Source organism: Halomonas sp. MES3-P3E (assembly GCF_002836035.1).
Lineage (GTDB): Bacteria > Pseudomonadota > Gammaproteobacteria > Pseudomonadales > Halomonadaceae > Vreelandella > Vreelandella arctica.
In genome coordinates this window covers 92,706-113,672 of record NZ_PJBT01000188.1, presented here as the reverse complement: position 1 = coordinate 113,672, position 20,967 = coordinate 92,706, and the positions used below count along the sequence as shown (strand labels likewise).

Here is a 20,967-nt window from a genome sequence, read left to right as displayed (position 1 = left end):
GGGGTTGGGCTAATCGGGCTGGTTAGGCTTAACGCCAGCCGACGCGATCAAAGATGCGGATAGCCTCAGGGTTATTGGTACCTAGTACGCTGATGTTAACGTCGTCCGTTTTGAAGTTGCCCCAGGATTCCAGCACCGGATCTTTCTTCACGCCTTCCACCACCGGGAACTCATTGTTGCCGGAAGCAAAGATCTCCTGAGCGGTGTCAGAGGCCAGGTACTCAAGGAAGCGGACGGCGTTTTCGCGGTTAGGCGCGCCTTCCACAACCCCGGCGCCGCCTACGTTCACGTGGGTGCCGCGGTCATCCTGGTTGGGGAAAATGATCCCCACTTTGCGGGCGGCTTCGCGCTCGGCATCGTCGTCAGATTTCAGCAGGCGCACATAGTAGTAGTGGTTCGCGACCGCGATATCGCACTCGCCGCTGGCCACACCCAGAATTTGGTCGGTATCACCACCTTCCGGGTCGCGCGCCATATTATTCACCACGCCCTGGGCCCACTCTTCAGCACCCTCTGCGCCGTGGTGCTCAATCATGGCCGCCAGCAGTGACTGGTTGTAAATGTTATTGGACGAGCGGATGCACACCTTGCCTTCAAACTGCGGGTCGGCAAGATCTTCGTAGCTGGTAATCTGGCTAGGGTCGAAGTTTTCGCGGTTGTAATAAATCGCCCGGGCGCGCTGGCTAAAGCCAAACCACAGGCCGTCAGGGTGGCGCATGGCTTCGGGCAGGCGCTCATTAAGCACATCGGACTCGACGCTCTGGAAAATACCTTCGTCTTCCGCGCGCCACAGGCGGCCTGCATCGACGGTAAGCATTACATCTGCAGGGCTTGCCACGCCTTCGCGCTGAATGCGCTCGATCAACTGGTCGGAGTCGCCTTCAAGAATGTTGACTTCGATGCCGGTCTCTTCGGTGAACGCATCGTAGAGGCGTTCGTCAGAGTCATAGTGGCGAGCAGAGTAGAGGTTGAGTTCATCTGCAGCAACCTGACCAGCAAACGTAGCGCCCACCATCATCGCTGCCATTGGAGCAACAAAGCGTACAGTTTTCATCAAGCACATCCTTATTTATTGAATGATAATAAGTTGCATTATTAACATCGTTATTGAAGCGTTTTGACTGCCTGACGTCAAGGCTTAGCGTCTACGTAAAAGGTGTTACGTGCATAACCAGTGAATAAAAAATAGAATGCAAACAACTTTCAAACGTATTAAATCCGCGTTTAGGTTTTGACAAGCGCGGTTTGCGTACCTGAATCGTGTTAATTAACTGTGGTGATATATGACAGCAACCCTCAAGGTCGCCCCGATGGCGCCCAGTACAACGGCGTTGTCCCTTCACAATGTGTGCCATGCCTATGACGGCCATGCGGTTGTCAAAGGGGTGGATTTAAGCGTTGCACCGGGTGAAGTGGTTTGCCTGCTGGGCCCCTCCGGGTGCGGCAAGACCACGCTGCTGCGCATTGCAGCGGGGCTGGAAGTACTGCAAGAGGGCAGCGTAGCGCTGGAAGATATTACTATTGCTGCGCCGGGCCAGCGCCACATGCCGCCGGAAAAGCGCAATGTAGGGCTAGCGTTTCAAGACTCGGCGCTGTTCCCCCATCTCACCGTGCTGGAAAACGTCACCTTTGGGCTGAAGCACTTGGCCTCCGGTCAGCGCCGTGAACGGGCCAAACAGCTGCTCGAACAGCTGGGCATGGCTGGTTATGTCGATGTCTACCCTCATATGCTCTCGGGCGGCCAACAGCAGCGGGTAGCCCTGGCGCGTGCGCTGGCGCCGTCACCGCGTCTGATGCTGTTGGATGAACCCTTCTCAAGCCTGGACGCGCGCCTGCGCGACCGTATCCGCGACGATACGCTGCACGTATTGAAAAAGGTCGGGGCGGCGACGCTGCTGGTGACCCATGACCCTGAAGAGGCCATGTTCATGGCAGACCGCATCGCGCTGATGCGCGATGGGCGAATCGTGCAGACAGGAACACCGCGAGAGCTTTACTGCGCGCCGCAAGACCCCTTTGTGGTGACCTTTTTCGGCGATGTGAATGAGCTGCAGGGCAAGGTACACAACGGCATGGTGAGCACACCGGTAGGGCGGGTGCCTGCGGTGGGGCTAGCTGAAGGCAGTGATGCTCAGGTAATGATTCGCCCCGAGGCACTACGTATTGTGGAACGCGATCTGCCGGCGGATGCTCATCGCCATAGCCATGTGGTCATGGCGAAGCTGCTGGGGCGCACCAGCCTATTGCACCTGTGTGCCCATGGCGAGAATGGCCTTGAAGCCCACCTGCACGCCCGTGTCCCGGGAGTATTTCTACCCGCAGAAGGGCAGCCGGTGGATATCCACCTCGATCTTTCCCAGGTGTTTGTTTTTCCGCTCTCTACCTAGGGCTAACTAGGGTTTCGTCAGGAGTTAGCGCCGGGGCGCGAACGTCGCATGGCCATGCTAAGCAGAATCACCGGCAGGATGCCGACAACCACAATCGCCAGTGACGATGTCGATGCCTCGGCCAGCCGCTCGTCAGAGGCCAAATTGTGCGCCCGAACCGCCAGCGTGTCGAAGTTAAAGGGGCGCAGAATGATCGTGGCTGGCAGCTCCTTCATCACGTCGACAAAGACCAGAATCCCCGCCGCCAGCAGGCTGCTACGCATCATCGGCGTATGAATATGGCGCAGCGTGCCACCTGCCGTCTGGCCTAGGGTGCGTGAGGCGGCATCCATGCTCGGCGTTACCTTGCCCAAGCTGGCTTCAACCGCATTGAACGAGACAGCCAAAAAGCGCACCACATAGGCGTACAGCAGAATAAACGCCGAACCACTGAACACCAGGCCGATAATGTAGCCGTAGTGATTATTCAGCCAGGTATTCAGTGCATTATCCAGCCAGGTAAACGGAATCAGAATACCCACTGCGACAACCGAGCCGGGAATCGCGTAGCCCATGGAGGCGACCCTGGAAGCCACCCGCGCAAACGTCGTATCGTGCATGCGCACGCCATAGCTCAGTACGACTGCCAGGCCCACGGCGATTAGCGCAGCGACGGTTGCCAATCCCAGGCTGTTCCAGGCGTAGCCGATAAAGCGCGAGCCCCACAGCGAATCGCCCCCCTGCAGCGCTAGATTAAGTAGAATGCCGCTGGGCAGTAAGAAGCCCACCAGCACCGGTAGCAGGCACGCAAGCGTCGCCGCCACGGCGCGCCAGCCGTGCAGCGCATACTCAGGCAGTTGCTGATAGCGGTTGGTGGTATGGAAATAGCGGCGCTTGCCCCGCGACCAGCGCTCCAGCAGCACTAAAACAATCACGAAAGTCAGTAGACACGCTGCCAGTTGCGCCGCCGCGACTTGTTCGCCCATGCCGAACCAGGTGCGGTAAATGCCGGTAGTAAAGGTATCGACGCCAAAGAACTGCACGGCGCCAAACTCGTTCAGTGTCTCCATCAATACCAGTGACACTCCGCCCACCAGCGCCGGACGAGCCAGCGGTACGGCGACGCTGGCAAACAGCCGCCAAGGGCCGCGGCCAAGCGTGCGGCCCACATCCAGCACACATACCGACTGCTCCAGGAATGAGGCGCGAGCCAGCAGGTAGACGTAGGGGTAAAGCACCAGGGTAATGACCGTTGCCGCGCCGCCCAGCGAGCGCACATTGGGAAAGTAGTAGTCGCCATACTCCCAGCCAAACGTCTCGCGTAGCAGACTCTGTAATGGGCCAGCGAATTGGAGGAAGTCGGTATAGGCGTAGGCGATGACATAGGTAGGCACCGCCAGTGGAAGCAGCAGCCCCCACTCGAATAGTCGTTTGCCGGGGAAGCGACACATCACCACCAGCCAGGCGGTACCGGTGCCGATGACCAACGTGCCGAGGCCCACGATCACCACCAGCCAGAACGTATTGTTCAGGTAGCGACCCAGTACCGTGCTGGCCAGGTGCTGCCATACGCCATCGGTCGGCATCACGATATGGGCAAACACCACCAGCACTGGCAGAGCAACCACGAACGCCACCGCGATCAAGGCTATCGACCAGGGGCTGGCGCGACGGCTAAGCGAAGAGGTGGCAGCGGATAGCCCGCGATAGCTGGATCTGAACAAGCGAACACTCCTTGCATTGGTGGAAAGCAATAGCGGAAAGCAATAGTGGAAAGCCGGAAAGTAGCGCAGCAAACATCTAATGCGAATCACTGGCGGGCGTGAATAGTAGCATTGGCGCTGTTCTACTGCAGCTTTGCAGGCCAGTCGTCAATGCAAAAATAAGCCCGCCGAAGCGGGCTTATAATGGTTGAACGTTAAGCACTAAGCGTTAGGGTGGGAAAGGCCTAGTAACCCAGCATCATGCTCGGCAGGCCGGTAATCAGCCACGGGAAGAACGCCATTAGCGTACACGCCAGCAGAATCAGGGCGACGAAAGGCACGACCGCTTTGTACAGATCGACGATTTCTACCCCCGGTGGCGCCACGCCTTTCAGGTAGAACAGTGCATAGCCAAAGGGCGGGGTGAGGAACGAGGTCTGTAATATTACTGCTACCATCACTACGAACCAGAGCATATCGACGCCCATGGTTTCGACGATGGGCAGCATGATCGGAAAGCTCAGCAGTACGATGCCGGTCCAGTCCAGGAACATACCCAGCACGAACACCAAGAACAGCATTAGGATCAGCGCGCCCACCGTGCCACCAGGCATCGCCAGCACCAGCTCGCTGATCACGGTCATGCCGCCGCCGCGGGAGAACACGCCGGTAAAGGCGGTGGCGCCGACTAATACCAGCATGACCATGGTGGTGGTTTTGCCGGCTTCTATCATCGTCCAGAAGCAGGTGCTTATTTTGCGATCACCAAAAATCAAAAACAGAATGAACGCGATAAACACGCCGATGGCCGAGGCCTCGGTCGCCGTGGCGATACCGGTAAACAGTGCACCCAGCACGCCCAGAATCAACGACATGGGGGGAACCACATACTTGGCCAGCATGATCAGCAGCTGTTTGGTACTGACTTCGGCGCGCTCTTCCGCTGGCACCTTGGGGCCGTAGTGGGGTTTGAGATAGCAGATGATCAATACGTAGAGCGCATACATAACACCAAGCAGCAGACCGGGAATCAGCGCGCCCGCAAACAGTGCGCCAACCGATACCGGCGAATAGCTTGCCATTAGGATCAGCATAATGCTGGGCGGAATCAGAATGCCCAGACAACCGCTGGCCATAATGACGCCCGCGCTCAGTTCTTTGTTGTAGCCATACTTGAGCATCGGCACCAGGGCGATCATCCCCATGACGGCAATTGAGGCACCGACAATACCAGTGGTGGCGGCGAGCAGCACCGACACGATGACCACGGTAAGAGCCAGGCCGCCGCGCAGATTCGCCAGCAATAGCCGCATGGCATCAAACATCTTCTCGGTGACGCCGGAGTCGTTTAAGAACCGCGCCATCAAAATGAACAGCGGTATCGCCACCAGGACATAGTTGTCCATGGCGTTACCGAAAATATTGTTAATCAGGGTGCCGAGGATACGCTCGCCCGGGCCGAGAAAAGCGCCGATAACCGCGACACCACCCAGCACAAATGCCAGCGGATGGCCCATAAACAGGCCCACCATCAGGCCGCCAAACATCACCAGCGTGAGCATTTCAGGACTTAGGTTCATGCTGATGTCTCCTCGCGAAGCTGCATGATGGCACGCAGCACAATGGCAATTGCCTGTAGCAGAATCAGGATAGCGGCGACCACAATTACGCCTTTAATCGGGTAGACCGGGATAGAAACCATGCCATAAGTGGTTTCACCGCGGCTCCACGCGCGTTCAAAAAAGCTCCAGCCCAGGGTGATCAGCATCCAGATAAACGGCACAAAGAAAATTAGATAACCGAGCACTTCAAGCACGGCTTGCTTCCTACGCGATAGCAGCCGTTTCAATACGTCGACTTCCACGTGGGCATGGTGGCGGAGTCCGTAAGCCGCCATCAGCATAAAGTGGGCGCCAAACAGCATTTTGGTCACGTCAAACGCCCAGTCGCTAGGGCGCCCAAACAGAAAGCGTGACGCAATGTCGTAAAGAACAATCAGGGTAATGATGGCAATCAATGGCGCGATGATGCGCCCAAAAGCTTCATTGATAGCATCGATCGCCTTGGCAATCGCATTCATGGAAGATCTCCGCGGTCAGCACAAAAAAACCGCCCCGGTAAAAACCGAGGCGGCACAGAAGCGCCTTACAGGCAGGCTTCGATCTCTTCCAGTGAGGGCAGATTATCCATCACGCGGCTCATGTTGTAAGGCGCGGAAACATCGCGCCACGTCGCGTAGTGCTCAAGGTAGGCAATCATGGATTGGTAAACCTTGGCGTGGTCAGGGTCTTCGCAAGCACCGCGCAGAATGACGTCATTGGTGACTTCCTGAATGCGCGCCAAGTCCTCTTCAGAGAACTGATTGATCGTGACACCGGCGTCAATAAACTTCTGCGTGGCTTCGGTGGACTGACGTTCAGACCAGGCTAGCGACCATGCCATGGTGGCATCCGCCGCGATACGCAGGGTTTCTTGGGTCTCTTCTGAGAGAGCGTCCCACGCATCTTTATTGATCATTACGCCAAATACGCTGGCCGACTGGTGCCAGCCCGGCGTGGCCCAGTAGTCAGCCACTTCGGCAAAACCGGCGTTAAAATCAACACCGGGGGTTGAAAACTCACCCGCATCGATAACGCCGCGTTCAATGGCTTGGTAGACTTCACCACCCGCCAGAGTGACCTGGGAGCCGCCCAGCTCTTCAAGCACGCGGCCCTGGTCACGACCCGAAAGGCGCAGACGCTTGCCTTCTAAATCGGCAATGCTTTCGATCGGGGTGCGGCCCATAAAGCCCGATTCATTGTTGGTAATGCCGTAGGGCAGATACACCATGTTGAACTGGCCGTAGATCTCTTCGTACAGCTCGCGGCCACCCCACTGCTGAATCCAGTTAAGGTAGTCAACGCCATTGAACAGGCTGGTAGTGGTGGCCAGTGGTGAAAACGCGGGATTCAAGCCGGCCCAGTAGCCTGGCCAGTCGCCTGCGGCTTCAATGCTGCCCGTTTCTGTGGCGTCAAATACTTCGGTGCCGGGCATTAGCGTGCCGCCCGCGCGGAAATTAATTTGTAGTTCTTCGCCCGCCAGCTTATTGACCAGCTCCACCCAGTGCTGGTCTATCTTGATAAGATCAAGATTCTCCGGCCAGGTAGAGGTCATTGTCCACTCTTCTTGTGCTTGAGCGGTGGTCGCGAAGGCTGCGAAAGCAACACCAGCGGCAAGGCCAGTGAGGGCAAATTTGGTCGTTTTTTTCATGGTGTGTTTCCTGGTTTGGCGTGTGACGTTGTTAGTGTTGGATACTTGAAGTCAGGAAAGTGCAGTGCTACAGCGTTACGTTTACGTAAACAAGTTAATTTAAGCGCTACAGAGCTAAACTAGCACACCAACCCCGCTGCAGCGCAATATCAGTAATGTAAGAAATCTCTTCCATAGTTTCTTAAGTAAATTATATATATTTAAGTAAAACAGACAGTTATAGGGTTTTTGAATGTTGAGATGAGTCGTTAAGTAGTACAGAAACGTTGAAAGTAGTTAAATTGTTCAACCAAAGTTGTAAGCAGAAGGCTCGCCATAAGAGGCTCAGCGGCACACTTTATAGGGTAACGTGATGGGAAACAGGCGCGCCGGAGTAGGCAATTATTTGCTGAATAATCAGCTGTCAGAAAGCCAACACCCATCGCGAAGGGTGGCAGCGTTAGTTCATCATGCGCAGCGTCTCAACCGCCGCGGCTGGCGCCAGTTGGTATGGTTAAGCGGTGAGGCAGAACAGTGTCGCTCAATCGCCCAGGACATATGGCAATCCTTCTCCTGGCAGGCGCCTCTGTGGGTGACCAATGAGAGCACCGCATTGCAGTTTTCCGCGCCTATTCTCTCACCGCGCAAGGCACGGGCACGCCTGGGGGCTGAGCATCAACTGGTCGTGATCGATACACACAGCACAGGGTTTGACCCTGAAGCGCTGGGGGCGCTGGCGGGAACGATCACGGCGGGTGGCTTACTGATATTACTCACACCCCAGCCGTGGGGTGAAGCGCCTGACTCGGACTACGCGCGTTTTGCTGATCACCCCTGGCACTGGTCGCAACTGAGCTGCCATTACCTAACGCGCTTGGCGCGTCAACTGCAGGCCTCAACTCAGGTAGTGCGCTGGCGTGCTGGTCAGGCGTTGCAGCTGCCTCAATTGCCTCAATTAGCTTCGCGTGGAGCAGGTGATCCCAGCGCTGGTGATAGCGACTGCCTGACCTTAGATCAAGCCGTCGCCGTAAAGCAATTGGTGGGCCTAAAGCGGCGTCGCCCGCTGGTAATAACTGCCGACCGTGGGCGCGGCAAAAGCGCCGCCTTGGGTATCGCTTGCGCCCGGCTGCTAATGGACAAAGCCCAGCGCATCGTGCTGACCGCGCCGCACCTAAGTGCGGTGGAGAGCGTTTTTGAACGGCTGTCTGCGCTCTGCCCGGCAGGTCTACGGGTCGCCCAAGATCACTTTGTGCTGGCCGAGGGCCGCGAGCTGATTTTTTTACCCCCAGACGACTTGACCGAACAGGTCAATGCGCAGGTGCAGGGCGGCGATGGCAGTTATTTATTGGTGGATGAGGCGGCGGCAATTCCCGCTACGCTTCTGGGGCAGTGGCTGGTGGCTTTTCCGCGCATTGCCTTTGCCACGACGGTGCACGGCTATGAGGGCTCCGGTCGCGGATTCGCGCTGCGCTTTCGCGACACCCTTGACCGGCTGACGCCCCAGTGGAAAGCGCTGGCGCTTGAGTCGCCCATTCGCTGGCAAGGTGGCGACCCGCTGGAAGCGCTGGTCAATCAACTGCTGCTGTTAAAAGCAGCGCTGCCCATGGCTCAACCGAATGACAGCGCCGTAGCTACAAAAGTGGTTGATCGTGCCTGGCTTGCCGAGCAAGACGCGGCATTGGAAAAGCTGTTTGGACTGCTGGTGCAGTCGCACTACCGTACTTCCCCCAACGACCTGCGCCAACTGCTTGACGGCCCCGGTACGGCATTGCGCGTGATCGAGCAGGCGAGCGAGCCTCAGGCGGTTTTGGTGACACGAGAGGAGGGCGGTTTTGAGGCCACCCTTGCCCATCAAGTCGCCCGCGGTGAACGTCGGCCCCAGGGACATTTGTTGGCGCAGTCGCTGGCCACTCACGCCGGTAGCCGTGAGGCGTTGACCGCCCGCTGGCGGCGGGTGGTGAGGATCGCGACGCACCCTGAGCGTCGCCGCGAAGGCTTGGGGAAAGCGCTACTGCATGATGATATGGCCGCCGCCAAGCAGCAGGGTGTCGCGCTGTATGGCGCCACCTTTGGTGCGGAGGCGTCGCTGTTACGGTTTTGGCTGGCGCTGGGGTTTACGCCGGTACGTTTAGGTATTACTCGTGAAGCCTCCACCGGTGAGTTTGCTGTGATGGTGGCGAAAGCGTTAAACGCGCAGGGTGAAGCGGTGCTTGCCGACCTGAATGCGCGCTTTCAGGCGGCATTAGCGGGCCTGTTGGCGTTTGAATTGAAGGCGTTGCCTGCTTCGGTTGTCGTGCTGTTGCTCGGTAAGATGCCGAGCATTTCGCTTAGTGCGCGCGATTGGCAGGATATTGAAGATGTGGCGATCGCCCATCGCGATCCCGTTCTCGCTCGCCCGGCCTTGCAAGCCTTGGCCCGGCAAGCCAGCCACTGCCCCTTAACGGAAGCGCAACAGCAGTCACATCGACAAGTTGCGGCGTGGGCGTTTCAAAATATACCCCTGGCGACGGCCCACAATGACGCGTTGAAGGCCTTGCGCCTCGCCGTGAATAACCTCATTGAGGTAAAGTAGTCCGATTGCCGATAACGAAGAGTCTTTAATGAACGCACATCTTGAAGCGCTGGAGCCCTCCTTAGTTTGGCGCCACTTTCGAACCCTTTGTAATACGCCGCGCCCCTCTGGGCATGAAGCGGCGCTCGTCGCCATCCTCGAAGCCTGGGCTGATGCTCAGGGCCTTGCCCACGACCGTGATACCTTCGGTAATTTACGACTCCGTAAACCAGCCTCTCCTGGCTGCGAGCAGGCACCCGGCGTGGTGCTTCAGGGCCACCTGGATATGGTGGCCCAGGCTAATAGCGATCACGCGCACGACTTTACTCGCGACCCGATCAGCACCTATGTCGCCGACGGTTGGCTGCACGCCGAAGGCACCACCTTAGGGGCTGATAATGGATTAGGTGTGGCGGCGATTCTCGCCGTATTGGAAGATCCGGAGCTGCGCCATGGGCCGCTGGAAGCGCTGTTTACCCTGGAAGAAGAGACCTCCATGGGCGGCGCGCTGAACCTGGCTGAGAACTGGCTGGAAGGCTCGTTGCTGCTCAACCTGGACAGTGAAGACCGGGGACAGGTCTATATTGGCTGCGCGGGCGGGGCTGATGTAGAAGTCGATGCCCAGCTGCCGAGCGCCGCTGCTGGCGACCACGAACAGGTCATTGAGATTGCCTTGACTGGCCTGAAAGGCGGTCACTCGGGTATCGATATCCACAAGCCGCTGGGCAATGCCAACCGGCTACTGGTTAGAGTGTTAAGGACGTTAGAAGCCTTTGATGCGCGCTTGATCAGCTACCACGGCGGCACGTTGCGTAATGCAATCCCCCGTGAAGCCTTTGCTCAGGTGGCGCTGCCTGCCGATGAAGTAGACGCCGCGCTGGTGGCCATCGCCGGGCTGGAAACCATTCTTTTAAGAGAGCTGGGCAGTGGCGATAGCGGCCTTAAAATCAGCGCCCAACAGCTGACTGAGGTGCCTGAAGCAGAACCGCTAACGCTGGATGCAAGCGTCATGTTGTTGGCCGCGCTTCACGCTGCCCCATGCGGGGTCGAGCGGATGAGTGCCGATGTGCCGGGCGTGGTGGAAACGTCCAATAACTTGGGCGTATTAAGCCTGGAAAATGGGCGGCTGCATCTCTGCGCATTGGTTCGCTCGCTGCACGACAGTGCCGTGGTCGCTATGGCGGATCGCTTTCAAGCGCTATTTGGCTTGATTGGCGCGCGGGTAAAAGTGGAAAACAGCTACCCAGGTTGGGCGCCCAATCCCAATGGCGAGTTATTGGCGACCTTTAAAGCGCGCCATGCGGCGCTGCTGGGCCGTGAGCCAGAGGTGAAGGTGGTTCATGCCGGGCTGGAGTGCGGTATTCTGGGCAGCAAGTATCCGCACCTGGACATGATCTCGTTTGGCCCGCTAATTCGCGGTGCTCACTCGCCGGATGAGCGGGTGGAGCTTGAATCGGTTGAAGAGTTTTGGGCGATGCTGCGGGCGTTGATCGAGGATCTTGCCGATCAGCGCTAGTCCTCCTCGTGTGAATGGCCGCGCATAAAAAAACGGCACCCAACAAGTGGTGCCGTTTTTACACTAAGCGAACGCCTTTATCTGCTTAACACTTATTTGCTCAAGTAGGCATTGAGCATCCAAACGGTTTTTTCCTGCTCGCGAATGTAGTCACCGGCTTGTGCCGCGGTGCCTTCATCATCAGCGTCAGAGGCGAGCGCCAGTAGTTCGCGCTGTAGCTCAATGATCGTTTGATAGCCTTTCAGCACGCCTTTAACGCAGGTGGTGCCGTCGTGAACGTCTTTATCTTCCTGAATGCGCGATAGCGTGACGTAGTCGCTGTAAGCGTGTACCGGTTTGTGCCCCAGGGTTAGGATACGCTCGGCCACTTCGTCCACTTTGGTCAGCAGGTCGGTGTAGAACTCTTCAAACTTGGCGTGCAGCTCAAAAAAGTCGCTACCGCGTACATTCCAGTGGTAGCCACGCACGTTCATGTAGAAAATTTGGTAGTTGGCTAGCAGGTGGTTGAGCTTTTCGGCGAGTTGACTAGCGCTACCTTCGTGTAGGCCAATGCTATTAGTGTCAGTCATATCCTGCTCCCTCTTTATGCCGCAATGAGCGGCGGTTAAGGCGTTTTCCAGCACAAATCTTAATAACAGTGTTACAGAGTAGGGCGTCTTTGGTGCAATGCAAAACAAGTTTTTTGCATTGCCGCCATAGCGCTGAGACATTAAATAATGCTTAGACATTAAACAGTGCTAAGACATTAGATGCCTGCCCTTACCCTTTGGCTGCTATTTAAATGCTGGCGCTGAGAGCTCTTTTCAAGGCCTGCATGCTTTTCAGTGCTTATGTACCTCAACGTTTAAGCGCCCACAGCCGCAGCAGATTTTCACAGCGTGCTTCGAGTAGCTCGGCGGTGCGTGGTAGTGCATCAGCTAGCGTCATGGGGCCGTCGGCTAACGCGAAGGCGGCCGTGACGCCTTCATCAAAACAGGCTTGCCAGCCATCGCCGAGGCTGCCCGCCAGCACGATAACGGGTTTGTTAAGGCGCTTGGCGGCACGGGAAACGCCGATGGGCGTTTTACCCGCCAGGCTCTGGCCATCCAGGCGGCCTTCACCTGTAATCACCAGGTCCGCGTTAGCCAAGAGTGTTGCCATGTCAGCCTGTTGCATAATCATTTCGATACCGGGTTTTAGCGTGGCGTTTAAAAAGGCCTTGGCCGCAAACCCCATGCCACCTGCCGCCCCGGCGCCCGGTAGCGTTCGGCAGTCCTCGCCGAGTACCTGAGCGCTAATATCAGCAAAGTGGCCCAGCGCGCGGTCTAGCTGTTCGACTTCCTCAGGTGAGGCGCCTTTCTGAGGACCAAATACTGCGGTGGCACCGCGCACGCCCAGTAACGGGTTATCAACATCCACGGCCGCCTCAAGGGCGAGCCCAGCCAACCGCGGGTCTAGCCCATCCAGTGTTAAACGGGTCAGTTGGCTAAGCGCCGCACCGCCAGGAGGTAACGGTTTATCGTTTTGATCCAAAAAGCGAGCACCCAAGGCCTGCAGCATACCGGCACCACCGTCATTGGTAGCGCTGCCTCCGAGTAGCAGCAGCGCTTTTTCAGCGCCTTGATCCAACGCTGCCAGCAGCAGTTCACCCACCCCAAAGGTGGAGGTGTGCAATGCATTGCGCTCATCGGCGGTAAGGTGCTGTAAACCGCTGGCTTCTGCCAGCTCAATAAACGCGGTACGCTGGTCGCTAAGCCAGCCCCAAGTGGCTTTTCTCGGGCGCCCCAGGGCGTCGTGAACATCCAGCTGGCGGCGTTCGGCACCTGTCGCGGCGATCAGTGCATCTAGGCTTCCTTCGCCTCCGTCAGCCAACGGGCAGGCCCGCACTTGGGCACTTGGTATGGCGCGCTTGACGCCCCGGGCCATGGCGGCGGCGGCGTCTTGGGCGCTCAGCGCATCTTTAAAGCTGTCGGGGCAAAGCAAAACATTCATTAGCACGATCTCCGCAAGACGGTGTCTTCAATACGATGTCTTTAATACAGTGTCTTCACTACAGTGTCAGTTAAGTATGCCCCGTTGGCGAGCTTAGCGCGCTAGCCTGCGCCAAACCAGCGGCCTCGTCCGTTAGAGGATCTAACATGAAGTCGATACCCATAAGCTTAATCTGCCTGTTAGCGCTTGCTGGCTGCCAAGTGACTCCAAGTCGCCTGCCTAAAGCCGAACCAGCGCCTGCTGCTGCGTGCTATTTCCCTGCAACGGATGCGCGGGCGCTTGAAACCAGCGTAGATATCCTGACCGAGTGGGGGTTTACTCTGACCTCTACCGATACCACATTGGGCTTAATTAGCGCCAGTCGTGAACGTGAACTGCACGGTTATTATGACCCTTACGATAATGCGTATGGCTATGGGAGTGGCATGCGTATGTTCGGTGGCTTGGGCATTGGTGGTGGTTCCAGCATCGGTTTTGGCGGTGGGATAGGTTTTGGTGGCGGAATAGGTCAGCAGCCTGTGGAGGTAGAACGTGTCTCGATTTTTGTGAACGACGCGCATATACGCATCTCCCGTGATATTCGCCGCTTTGATCATATGGGCGATTTACGCGACTCCTATAGCGCCAGTAATGATGATTTCTGTCAGCGTTTTCAAACCGCTTTCGAGCAGAGCGTGCCTGCCGCCGGGAGCCCGTTATGAATCTTCGCCACTGGGTATTAATAGGGCTACTGGCGGGATTGGCTGGCTGTGCCACCACAGCGCCTTTGGAACCTCGTGAGTTAGTTTACACAACGCCGACAGAGGAAACGTTTCGCGAAGCAATAGACTTGATGGTTGAGCAAGGCTATGTGGTGCGCCATGCAGATATTGCCCTGGGACGCGCGGAAGCATCGCTTGCCCGCTGGCCGGGGTATCGGTTGCAACTGCAGGTGAGTGAAGAGGGCAACGGTAGTCGAGTAAGCGTATCGGCCTTGAGTGGTAGCCAGCCGTTGCCACCCTATTTACTCGACCCATGGCTTGTCGCCTTGCAGCATAAGTTGGGAGTCGCGCCATGAGGGCGGCGGGTATCGCGGTGGCGTTTTTCTTGGCGGGAAGTAGTTTGCTGGTTAGCCCTGATGCGCGTGCCCATCCTCATGGCTGGATCGACGTGAGTGTGCGGATCATCACCGATGACCAGGGCATGGTAAGTGGCTTGCATCAAACGTGGCGGATGGACCCTTTTTACAGTCTGGTGGTTTTTGAAGAACTGCAGCAGGTACAGAATGCCAGCCTTGAGCAGGGCCTTGATCAGCTTGGTAAAGAGATTCGCGATAATCTTTCCGGTCAGCACTATTTAACCGAAGTACGCATCAACGACGAGCCGCAGGCGTTGGGCGAGGTAAGTGAATATACTGCCCTGGAGCGCGATGGTCGGCTGACCTTTATGTTTATTCTGCCGCTGGAGACGCCCCAGCCGTTGGTAGATTCTCTGCTTCGCTATCAAGTGTTTGACCCCACCTACTACATCGAAGTTGTCCATGAAGAGGAGGGCGGTCAGCCACGGGATGATGCGCTGATACTTAACGGCGAGCCTGCCTGTGAGCTCTCTATTCTGCCCGCGGACCCCGATCCTGAAGTGGTGATGGAAGCCGCGCTGCTCGATAAAGATGAAAGCGGTGAGCCAGGGTTGGGGCGCTACTTTGCCGAGACCGGCCAAGTAGATTGCCGCTAGGCGCTATTTGTTAACAATATTAATTTATAGCTTTACACAATGGAGCGACTAAATGGCCTTAACGCGGCCTTTTCCACGCCACTTAGGATTAATACTGGGGCTTCTGTTAGCCGCGGTGGTGCTCGTCATTGTTTGGCAAGGTGGGTTTCAGGGTGTTAGTTACCAACTGCTTGGCTGGCAGCGTGATCTGCATCGCTCGCTGACGCTGGCGATTACCGAACTCTCCCGTACTCCCAGTATGGCTACATGGACGACTCTGCTGAGCGTTAGCTTTGCCTATGGCGTGTTTCATGCCGCCGGGCCGGGGCATGGTAAAGCCGTACTGGCGACCTATTTGGCGACGCATGGCGGAGCTGTTAAGCGTGCCTTAGGGCTCTCGTTTGCCGCCTCCTTGTTGCAGGGTGTGACTGCCATAATATTAGTCGTGGTGTTGGTATACGGCCTAGGCTGGATAACCCGACAAGCCATGGGCAGTGTTGTTTGGGTAGAGCAAGCCAGTTTTCTGCTGGTAGCGGCATTAGGCGCGTGGCTATGTTGGCGAGCCGTCAAGCAATTACGCGCAGCCTATCAGGCCCACGGTCATGATCGTAGCCACAGCCACGATCATGACCATAGCCACTGTTGTGGCGGTGCTCATCATATTGAGCCGCAGCAGGCGTTAGATTGGCGCACGGCGATAATAACGGTCGGTGCTATTGGTATGCGCCCCTGTAGCGGGGCGGTATTGATGCTGGGGGCTGCTAGCCTGCTGGGCCAGTTCGAGGTGGGAGTGGCATCCGTGGTGGCGATGTCGCTGGGCACAGGCATTACCGTTTCGGCGCTCGCGCTGGCAAGTATTCTCGCCCGTGGTTGGGCGCAGCGACGCTTGTCCAAGCAACAGCATAGCCAGCGCAGTGTACAAAAGGCCACCGGCTGGCTGGCCTTGGCCGGTGGTGTGCTGATTGTCACGCTGGGTATTTCGCTTAGTGTCGCGGGCGTTGCGCAGCCCGCAAGTGGGCCGCTTTTGAATGAGCCACCCACTCGGCAAAGTCATCCTTTGACGGGGTAACGCCCAGGCTATACATCAAGCCCATCAATAAGGGCTAAAAGTTGGTGACGTAACTGCGCTTGACCATCCAGATCGTAGGGTTCGGGGGAGCCATTGCCCCATACCGGTGCAGGCCAGATGGCATCCGAGTGGCGCCGTAAAATGACATGGACATGCAGTTGGCTGACGACATTACCTAGCGTGGCAATATTAATTTTGTCACCTTCTAGCGCTGTTTTCATGGCGTCGCCGAGTTGAGTGGCTTCCCGCCATAGCTGCTGCTGGTCGTCGAGGGAAAGCTCAAACACTTCGCTGACAGAGCCGTAGCGGGGTACCAGAATAACCCACGGATAGCGCGCATCGTTCATCAGTAGCACGCGGCTGAGGGGAAGGTCGGCGATGGGAAGTGTATCAGCCGCTAGGCGTTCATCTAGCTCGAAATTGTTCAAGTCATGGGCTCCAGACAGCAGTTTAAATAAGTGCTAGCATAGCAGCCGCAAAGTGAAGTAGGGAAAGCGAGCGTGATCATGAAAACGCTGTTACCCTGAAAAAACTCCCAAGCGGCAATGAGAGTTGCCAGTGGAGTTTCCCGATGTTGAATGACTCGTTAAGGAGAACGGAAAATGAAAAAATTATTAGCCATGAGCTTTATGCTGCTGATGACCGCGGGTGTTCTTACCGGTTGTAATACCATTTCTGGCGCTGGCCAGGATGTGGAAGAGGGCGGCCAAGCTGTCCAGGATGCAGCCAATTAAGCTGCATTAGCATGGTGTTGTTTTCCACCGGGCCGGGCAAACGCCCGGCCCGGTGGTGTTTAGAACTTATTTATTCACAATCTGCTATTTGGAGATTCAAGGATGAAGCCCCGTATGACTCTGGCTAAATTCGCCCTAGTTAGCGCTTCTACGATGTTGCTGACCGCCTGCGTCAGTTCTCAGATGCCGATTTCCCCAGCTAGCGACGATGTAGACGCAGCACCACCGCCGCCCACGGTAGCGCCGACTGGCTCCAGTGATGAGCTGGCGGCTGCCTGTGACCTGGAGGCTATTCAACACGCGATCGGCGAGCCATTCGATGATGCGAAGGTATCGCAATTACAAAGCGATAGCCGCGCGCGCCAAGTGCGTGTGCTTAGCCCTGGTGATGCAGCCACGATGGATCACCGTCCGGATCGTTTGAATATCCACCTTGATGATCAAGATGTTATTGAAGACTTGCGCTGCGGCTAATGCCTCTAGCGTAAAATCAGCACGACGCAGGCGGCGGTTAATATTCCCATGGTGATATTGAACGCGCGCCATGCGCCGTCGCTTTTGATCCACTGCCCAATGGCCGTGCCAAAGGCCGCCCATAAAGCAATACACGGCAGTGCTACCAGCTCAGCAAAGCCTGCGAGCACCAGCGCATTGAAAACCGGCTGACCACTTTCGGGTAAAAAGCCCGCCATTAGCGCAAGTCCCATCACCCACGCTTTAGGGTTGGCAAACTGAAACGCTGCCGCCTGCCAAAACGTAAACGGTACGCTATGTTCGCGTGCCTTCAAATTAGGCGGTGGCGCGCTGGCAATTTTCCATGCCAGATAGAGCAAGTAGGCGCTGCCTATCCAGCGAAGCGCAGTTTGAATAGCGGGATAGCGCTCGAACAGTACGCCTAACCCCAGTGCGATGCCCGCAAACAGCAAAAAGCAGCCGCCTAAAATCCCCCACATATGCGGTAGCGTGCGCTTAAAGCCAAAGTTGGCGCCAGAGGCGGTGAGCATCACGTTGTTCGGCCCTGGCGTCAGCGTCATCGAGATCATATAGAGCGCGGCAGGACCGAGGATTAACCATTCGCTGTTCATTTAAGTGTATCCGTACAAGGCGGTTGTGCTGAGTGGTTGTGTAATGAACGCGCCATGACTAATCATAGCGGTCTTTCCAGCGTTGGCGATTGACCTGCTCCTTAAGCATTTCGAGAATGTCATACAGCATCTGTTCGGTAACCCGATTGCTGCCTTCGTCAACCGTTAGCCAGGTGTCAAAGCCGCTGTCGGCGGTGCGCTCAACTAATTCCTTAAACTCATCCGAGTGAATGCCAAGCAGTAGTTCATCGACTAGTCGCTGGGCAACACCGCTTAGGGAGGCCTCCATTGCACTCGTGGCCTGCTGCCCCATGGGTAGCCGGTTCAAGCGCTGAATCTCGGGACTTTCTCTTAGCGTACGACTAACTAAGTCGCTGATCGCTGCCATGATAGAGTGGCGGTTATGCTGGTAGGCTTTGCCAATCGTGCTCTCTAACCGCTGGGCGATCTCATGAATTAACTGTGCTTTGCGGGGCATGATCACTCGGTCGATGACACGTTCGGTGAGCGAGTCACTGGCGCGGATCTGGTGCTGAACATTTCCCAGCAGTTTTAAGGCGATACGGTCAGAAAGCTCTTCAAGCAAGATGTCGTAATACTTGGCAAAAAATAGGTAAATATCCCAGCGGGTGACGTCAATTAAGCCCAGCCGGTGCAGGCGATGGAGCAGCGATACGACACGCAGAATACGCAACAGGCGGAAGCCTGCCAGGGGAATACAGCCCAGCACGTCATACCAGTGCACGAAGGGGTAAAAAAACCAGCGGTGGTAGCGCCGTTCGGCAATCGCAATGGACCAGCCAAGCAGTACATCGACAATAAAAAAGCTTACAAACACCAAGTCGATGGCGATAAAGCGGCTATGAACGGTGTCATCGTAGAACGCGTGAAAGCCAGGCGCGATGCTGGCGATACCTTGGTTGATAGGGCCAAGCAGAAACAGTGAATCAAACAGCAGTAGCGAGAGGTTAATCACCACCAGCGTTAAAATGAAAAAATCCCAACCGATATGGGCGTATTCGACCGCTTTAGGCAGGTGCGGGTAGCGTTCCCTGGCGGGCATGCGAACTCCTTATGGTGGGACGTTGCAACAGCTGTTACTGGGCCTGTGATTGATGCTGCTGTTGGGTCAACAGCTCTTCTCGCTCCGCCTGTTTGCGTAACTTTTTGCGCAGCGCTGCTTTTTCAAAGCGTAGTTTCTGCAGCGGTGTTGCCAACGTGAGTGGCGGTACGCTGGCGGGCTTGCCCTCAGCATCAATCGCGACCATGGTGAGGTAGCAGCTGTTGGTATGGCGGATTAGCTTATTGCGAATATCTTCGGCCACCACCTTAATACCAATTTCCATTGATGAGCGGCCAACATGATTGACGCAGGCTAGGAACGTGACCAGTTCCCCTACATGGATAGGCTGTTTAAACAGCACTTGATCCACCGACAGTGTCACCACGTAGTGACCTGAATAACGGCTGGCACAGGCAAACGCGACTTCATCGAGCTTTTTAAGAATAGCGCCACCATGCACTTTGCCGCTGAAATTCGCCATGTCAGGTGTCATTAATACCGTCATGGAGAGTTCGTGTTGCCCAGGCAGGGCAGTATTGATAACGGTGCTCGCGCTGGTTTCCGTCTCGGACATACGGTGTTCCTTCTGTTATCGCTGCCCGCCGCCCAGATGCTGGGCAAACTGGGCGGCGGGCAGTCTTGGCTGTTTTTTAAAGCCAGACCTTTTTTAAAACCACACTAGGCCGACTGAAATGATAATGCCGGTAATGAATAGCTGAATAAGGCAGAAGCCCATGATGTCTTTTGCCTTCAGCCCGGCAATAGCGAGTACCGGTAGCGCCCAGAAGGGTTGCAGCAAATTGGTCCAGGCATCGCCCCAAGCGACTGCCATGGCCACCCGTGAAATGTCGGCACCTAACGCTTGAGCTGCAGGGAGCATCACCGGTGCTTGTACGGCCCATTGGCCGCCGCCAGAAGGGACAAACAGGTTCACAATCCCTGCGCTGATAAATGACCAGAAGGGCAGTGAGTTGGCGGTGGCAAATGAGATCAGCCACTCAGACATGCTTTCAGCCAGCCCTGATTGAACCATGATGGCCATGATGCCAGCGTAGAAGGGGAACTGAATAACAATCCCCGCGCCGCCTTTAATCGCTTCATTCAAACTAGTGAGAAGATTACGTGGCGTACGATGTAGAACAATAGCCAGGAACAGAAACAGGAAGTTAACGACGTTAAGGTTCAAGCCGCCGCCGCGCAGCAAAAAGTGATCAAGCAAGAACAGTACCCCAGGCACCCCTACGAGTAGGGAGAGGGTCAGACTATTTTCAAGACGTTCTGCCGGACGAGTAATACGTCCTACCGGCTCTGGCTCGTCATTCAGCACACTGGGGTCGACGTAGACGCTATCCTTCTCATCCGGCAGCATCATACGGTTCACTAGTGGGATGGCGATAAACAGGCAGACCACAATGGCGAGGTTGAAGAAAGCGAAAATCGTTGAGCCGGTGCTAATGACGCCAATCTGGTCAGCGGTAAAATGGCCTTCGGTGGCGATGGTCAAGGGTATCGAACCTGCCAAGCCGCCGTGCCACACCACAAAACCCGAGTAGGCACTGGCAACGAGGAGCCGATAGTCAACGCGAATCAGCCGGGCCAGCTCTTTAGCAAACAGCGCGCCGACCACAAGACCAAACCCCCAGTTAATCCAGCTGGCCGCCAAGGAAACCAGCGTCACCAGAATGATGGCGCCACCGGGCGTTTTAGCCGTACCAGCGATTTTTTGCAGAATACGTTTTACCGGCGGGGAGCTAGCCAGCATAAAACCGGTAACTAACACCAGCAGCATCTGCATAGAGAACGTAAGTAAACCCCAGAAGCCATCGCCCCAGAAGCGCAGCACCGCCAGCGGTGTTTGGCGTTCAATGGCGATCGCGGCAACCGACGCGATTAACGTCAGCAGCAGAACGAAAATGTACGGGTCGGGTAGATAGCGCTCCACCAGCTTTACGGCCGGTTTTGAGATCATTTTAAGCATGAGATGCTCTC

Annotated in this window: 21 protein-coding genes; 9 read left to right on the top strand and 12 right to left on the bottom strand. The window is 56.3% G+C overall.

Annotated elements, in window-relative coordinates:
• Window positions 1-28: 28 nt before the first annotated feature.
• Window positions 29-1,054, bottom strand: coding sequence for a Fe(3+) ABC transporter substrate-binding protein (locus CXF87_RS17845; RefSeq protein ID WP_101147601.1), 1,026 nt, complete (start codon window positions 1,052-1,054; stop codon window positions 29-31).
• Window positions 1,055-1,283: 229 nt separating this feature from the next.
• Here CXF87_RS17845 and CXF87_RS17840 point away from each other — a divergent pair, with 229 nt between their 5' ends.
• A complete protein-coding gene (locus CXF87_RS17840; protein ID WP_101147600.1) occupies window positions 1,284-2,387 on the top strand; it encodes an ABC transporter ATP-binding protein in 1,104 nt (367 codons plus the stop codon).
• Between the two features lie 17 nt (window positions 2,388-2,404).
• Here CXF87_RS17840 and CXF87_RS17835 read toward each other — a convergent pair whose 3' ends face one another.
• The 4 genes from CXF87_RS17835 to dctP form a co-directional block, all read right to left on the bottom strand.
• Window positions 2,405-4,090: an ABC transporter permease gene (locus CXF87_RS17835; protein WP_101147599.1), complete on the bottom strand. Its 1,686-nt coding sequence runs from the start codon at window positions 4,088-4,090 to the stop codon at window positions 2,405-2,407.
• 224 nt (window positions 4,091-4,314) lie between these two features.
• Complete coding sequence (locus tag CXF87_RS17830; protein WP_101147598.1) at window positions 4,315-5,649, bottom strand: TRAP transporter large permease; 1,335 nt, start codon at window positions 5,647-5,649, stop codon at window positions 4,315-4,317.
• The gene (locus CXF87_RS17825) at window positions 5,646-6,149 is read right to left on the bottom strand and encodes a TRAP transporter small permease subunit (protein WP_101147597.1); all 504 of its coding nucleotides are present in this window, start codon (window positions 6,147-6,149) and stop codon (window positions 5,646-5,648) included. Before CXF87_RS17825 ends, CXF87_RS17830 begins: the two co-directional genes overlap by 4 nt.
• A 65-nt stretch (window positions 6,150-6,214) precedes the next feature.
• Window positions 6,215-7,318: a TRAP transporter substrate-binding protein DctP gene (gene dctP, locus CXF87_RS17820; RefSeq protein ID WP_101147596.1), complete on the bottom strand. Its 1,104-nt coding sequence runs from the start codon at window positions 7,316-7,318 to the stop codon at window positions 6,215-6,217.
• Window positions 7,319-7,670: 352 nt separating this feature from the next.
• On the opposite strand from dctP, the gene CXF87_RS17815 reads away from it, so the two are divergent.
• Entirely contained in the window at window positions 7,671-9,869 is a 2,199-nt protein-coding gene (locus tag CXF87_RS17815) for a tRNA(Met) cytidine acetyltransferase TmcA (protein WP_431313234.1), read from the top strand.
• 28 nt (window positions 9,870-9,897) lie between these two features.
• A complete protein-coding gene (locus tag CXF87_RS17810) occupies window positions 9,898-11,364 on the top strand; it encodes an aminoacyl-histidine dipeptidase (protein ID WP_101147595.1) in 1,467 nt (488 codons plus the stop codon).
• A 92-nt stretch (window positions 11,365-11,456) separates the two neighbouring features.
• Here the strand turns inward: CXF87_RS17810 and CXF87_RS17805 are convergent, their stop codons facing one another.
• On the bottom strand, window positions 11,457-11,933 hold the full coding sequence (locus CXF87_RS17805; RefSeq protein WP_008957591.1) for a Dps family protein: 477 nt from the start codon (window positions 11,931-11,933) through the stop codon (window positions 11,457-11,459).
• Window positions 11,934-12,201: 268 nt separating this feature from the next.
• Window positions 12,202-13,335 carry a glycerate kinase gene (locus tag CXF87_RS17800; protein WP_101147594.1) on the bottom strand — a complete coding sequence of 378 codons (1,134 nt, stop codon included), beginning with the start codon at window positions 13,333-13,335 and terminating at the stop codon, window positions 12,202-12,204.
• A 146-nt stretch (window positions 13,336-13,481) separates the two neighbouring features.
• On the opposite strand from CXF87_RS17800, the gene CXF87_RS17795 reads away from it, so the two are divergent.
• From CXF87_RS17795 to CXF87_RS17780, 4 genes are read left to right on the top strand one after another with little or no spacing between them, the layout of a single operon-like run.
• Complete coding sequence (locus tag CXF87_RS17795; protein WP_101147593.1) at window positions 13,482-14,036, top strand: hypothetical protein; 555 nt, start codon at window positions 13,482-13,484, stop codon at window positions 14,034-14,036.
• Complete coding sequence (locus CXF87_RS17790) at window positions 14,033-14,392, top strand: hypothetical protein (protein WP_008957588.1); 360 nt, start codon at window positions 14,033-14,035, stop codon at window positions 14,390-14,392. Before CXF87_RS17795 ends, CXF87_RS17790 begins: the two co-directional genes overlap by 4 nt.
• Entirely contained in the window at window positions 14,389-15,048 is a 660-nt protein-coding gene (locus tag CXF87_RS17785; RefSeq protein ID WP_101147592.1) for a DUF1007 family protein, read from the top strand. Before CXF87_RS17790 ends, CXF87_RS17785 begins: the two co-directional genes overlap by 4 nt.
• A gap of 52 nt (window positions 15,049-15,100) precedes the next feature.
• Window positions 15,101-16,096 carry a nickel/cobalt transporter gene (locus CXF87_RS17780; RefSeq protein ID WP_008957586.1) on the top strand — a complete coding sequence of 332 codons (996 nt, stop codon included), beginning with the start codon at window positions 15,101-15,103 and terminating at the stop codon, window positions 16,094-16,096.
• An 8-nt stretch (window positions 16,097-16,104) separates the two neighbouring features.
• Here CXF87_RS17780 and CXF87_RS17775 read toward each other — a convergent pair whose 3' ends face one another.
• Window positions 16,105-16,524: an HIT domain-containing protein gene (locus CXF87_RS17775; RefSeq protein WP_101147591.1), complete on the bottom strand. Its 420-nt coding sequence runs from the start codon at window positions 16,522-16,524 to the stop codon at window positions 16,105-16,107.
• 174 nt (window positions 16,525-16,698) lie between these two features.
• On the opposite strand from CXF87_RS17775, the gene CXF87_RS17770 reads away from it, so the two are divergent.
• Both CXF87_RS17770 and CXF87_RS17765 read left to right on the top strand, forming a co-directional pair.
• The gene (locus CXF87_RS17770; protein ID WP_008957584.1) at window positions 16,699-16,830 is read left to right on the top strand and encodes an entericidin A/B family lipoprotein; all 132 of its coding nucleotides are present in this window, start codon (window positions 16,699-16,701) and stop codon (window positions 16,828-16,830) included.
• Window positions 16,831-16,932: 102 nt separating this feature from the next.
• The gene (locus CXF87_RS17765; RefSeq protein WP_101147590.1) at window positions 16,933-17,304 is read left to right on the top strand and encodes an I78 family peptidase inhibitor; all 372 of its coding nucleotides are present in this window, start codon (window positions 16,933-16,935) and stop codon (window positions 17,302-17,304) included.
• 5 nt (window positions 17,305-17,309) lie between these two features.
• On the opposite strand, the gene CXF87_RS17760 is transcribed toward CXF87_RS17765, so the two are convergent.
• From CXF87_RS17760 to CXF87_RS17745, 4 genes are all read right to left on the bottom strand, one after another.
• Window positions 17,310-17,915, bottom strand: coding sequence for a LysE family translocator (locus CXF87_RS17760; RefSeq protein ID WP_008957582.1), 606 nt, complete (start codon window positions 17,913-17,915; stop codon window positions 17,310-17,312).
• Between the two features lie 58 nt (window positions 17,916-17,973).
• Window positions 17,974-18,978 (bottom strand): hypothetical protein, encoded by a 1,005-nt coding sequence (locus CXF87_RS17755; protein WP_008957581.1) that lies wholly within the window; start codon window positions 18,976-18,978, stop codon window positions 17,974-17,976.
• Between the two features lie 34 nt (window positions 18,979-19,012).
• Window positions 19,013-19,552, bottom strand: coding sequence for an acyl-CoA thioesterase (locus CXF87_RS17750; RefSeq protein ID WP_101147589.1), 540 nt, complete (start codon window positions 19,550-19,552; stop codon window positions 19,013-19,015).
• A 93-nt stretch (window positions 19,553-19,645) separates the two neighbouring features.
• Window positions 19,646-20,956, bottom strand: a complete 1,311-nt coding sequence (locus tag CXF87_RS17745; RefSeq protein WP_101147588.1) for a short-chain fatty acid transporter — start codon at window positions 20,954-20,956, stop codon at window positions 19,646-19,648.
• Window positions 20,957-20,967: the final 11 nt, after the last annotated feature.

Coding starts and splice junctions, on each gene's coding strand:
- CXF87_RS17845 (WP_101147601.1), bottom strand. CDS start 1,054: ATGAAAACTGTACGCTTTGTTGCTCCAATGGCAGCGATGATGGTGGGC.
- CXF87_RS17785 (WP_101147592.1), top strand. CDS start 14,389: ATGAGGGCGGCGGGTATCGCGGTGGCGTTTTTCTTGGCGGGAAGTAGT.
- CXF87_RS17765 (WP_101147590.1), top strand. CDS start 16,933: ATGAAGCCCCGTATGACTCTGGCTAAATTCGCCCTAGTTAGCGCTTCT.
- CXF87_RS17760 (WP_008957582.1), bottom strand. CDS start 17,915: ATGAACAGCGAATGGTTAATCCTCGGTCCTGCCGCGCTCTATATGATC.
- CXF87_RS17825 (WP_101147597.1), bottom strand. CDS start 6,149: ATGAATGCGATTGCCAAGGCGATCGATGCTATCAATGAAGCTTTTGGG.
- CXF87_RS17790 (WP_008957588.1), top strand. CDS start 14,033: ATGAATCTTCGCCACTGGGTATTAATAGGGCTACTGGCGGGATTGGCT.
- CXF87_RS17745 (WP_101147588.1), bottom strand. CDS start 20,956: ATGCTTAAAATGATCTCAAAACCGGCCGTAAAGCTGGTGGAGCGCTAT.
- CXF87_RS17800 (WP_101147594.1), bottom strand. CDS start 13,335: ATGAATGTTTTGCTTTGCCCCGACAGCTTTAAAGATGCGCTGAGCGCC.
- CXF87_RS17830 (WP_101147598.1), bottom strand. CDS start 5,649: ATGAACCTAAGTCCTGAAATGCTCACGCTGGTGATGTTTGGCGGCCTG.
- CXF87_RS17795 (WP_101147593.1), top strand. CDS start 13,482: ATGAAGTCGATACCCATAAGCTTAATCTGCCTGTTAGCGCTTGCTGGC.
- CXF87_RS17780 (WP_008957586.1), top strand. CDS start 15,101: ATGGCCTTAACGCGGCCTTTTCCACGCCACTTAGGATTAATACTGGGG.
- CXF87_RS17750 (WP_101147589.1), bottom strand. CDS start 19,552: ATGTCCGAGACGGAAACCAGCGCGAGCACCGTTATCAATACTGCCCTG.
- CXF87_RS17770 (WP_008957584.1), top strand. CDS start 16,699: ATGAAAAAATTATTAGCCATGAGCTTTATGCTGCTGATGACCGCGGGT.
- CXF87_RS17815 (WP_431313234.1), top strand. CDS start 7,671: ATGGGAAACAGGCGCGCCGGAGTAGGCAATTATTTGCTGAATAATCAG.
- dctP (WP_101147596.1), bottom strand. CDS start 7,318: ATGAAAAAAACGACCAAATTTGCCCTCACTGGCCTTGCCGCTGGTGTT.
- CXF87_RS17755 (WP_008957581.1), bottom strand. CDS start 18,978: ATGCCCGCCAGGGAACGCTACCCGCACCTGCCTAAAGCGGTCGAATAC.
- CXF87_RS17805 (WP_008957591.1), bottom strand. CDS start 11,933: ATGACTGACACTAATAGCATTGGCCTACACGAAGGTAGCGCTAGTCAA.
- CXF87_RS17810 (WP_101147595.1), top strand. CDS start 9,898: ATGAACGCACATCTTGAAGCGCTGGAGCCCTCCTTAGTTTGGCGCCAC.
- CXF87_RS17840 (WP_101147600.1), top strand. CDS start 1,284: ATGACAGCAACCCTCAAGGTCGCCCCGATGGCGCCCAGTACAACGGCG.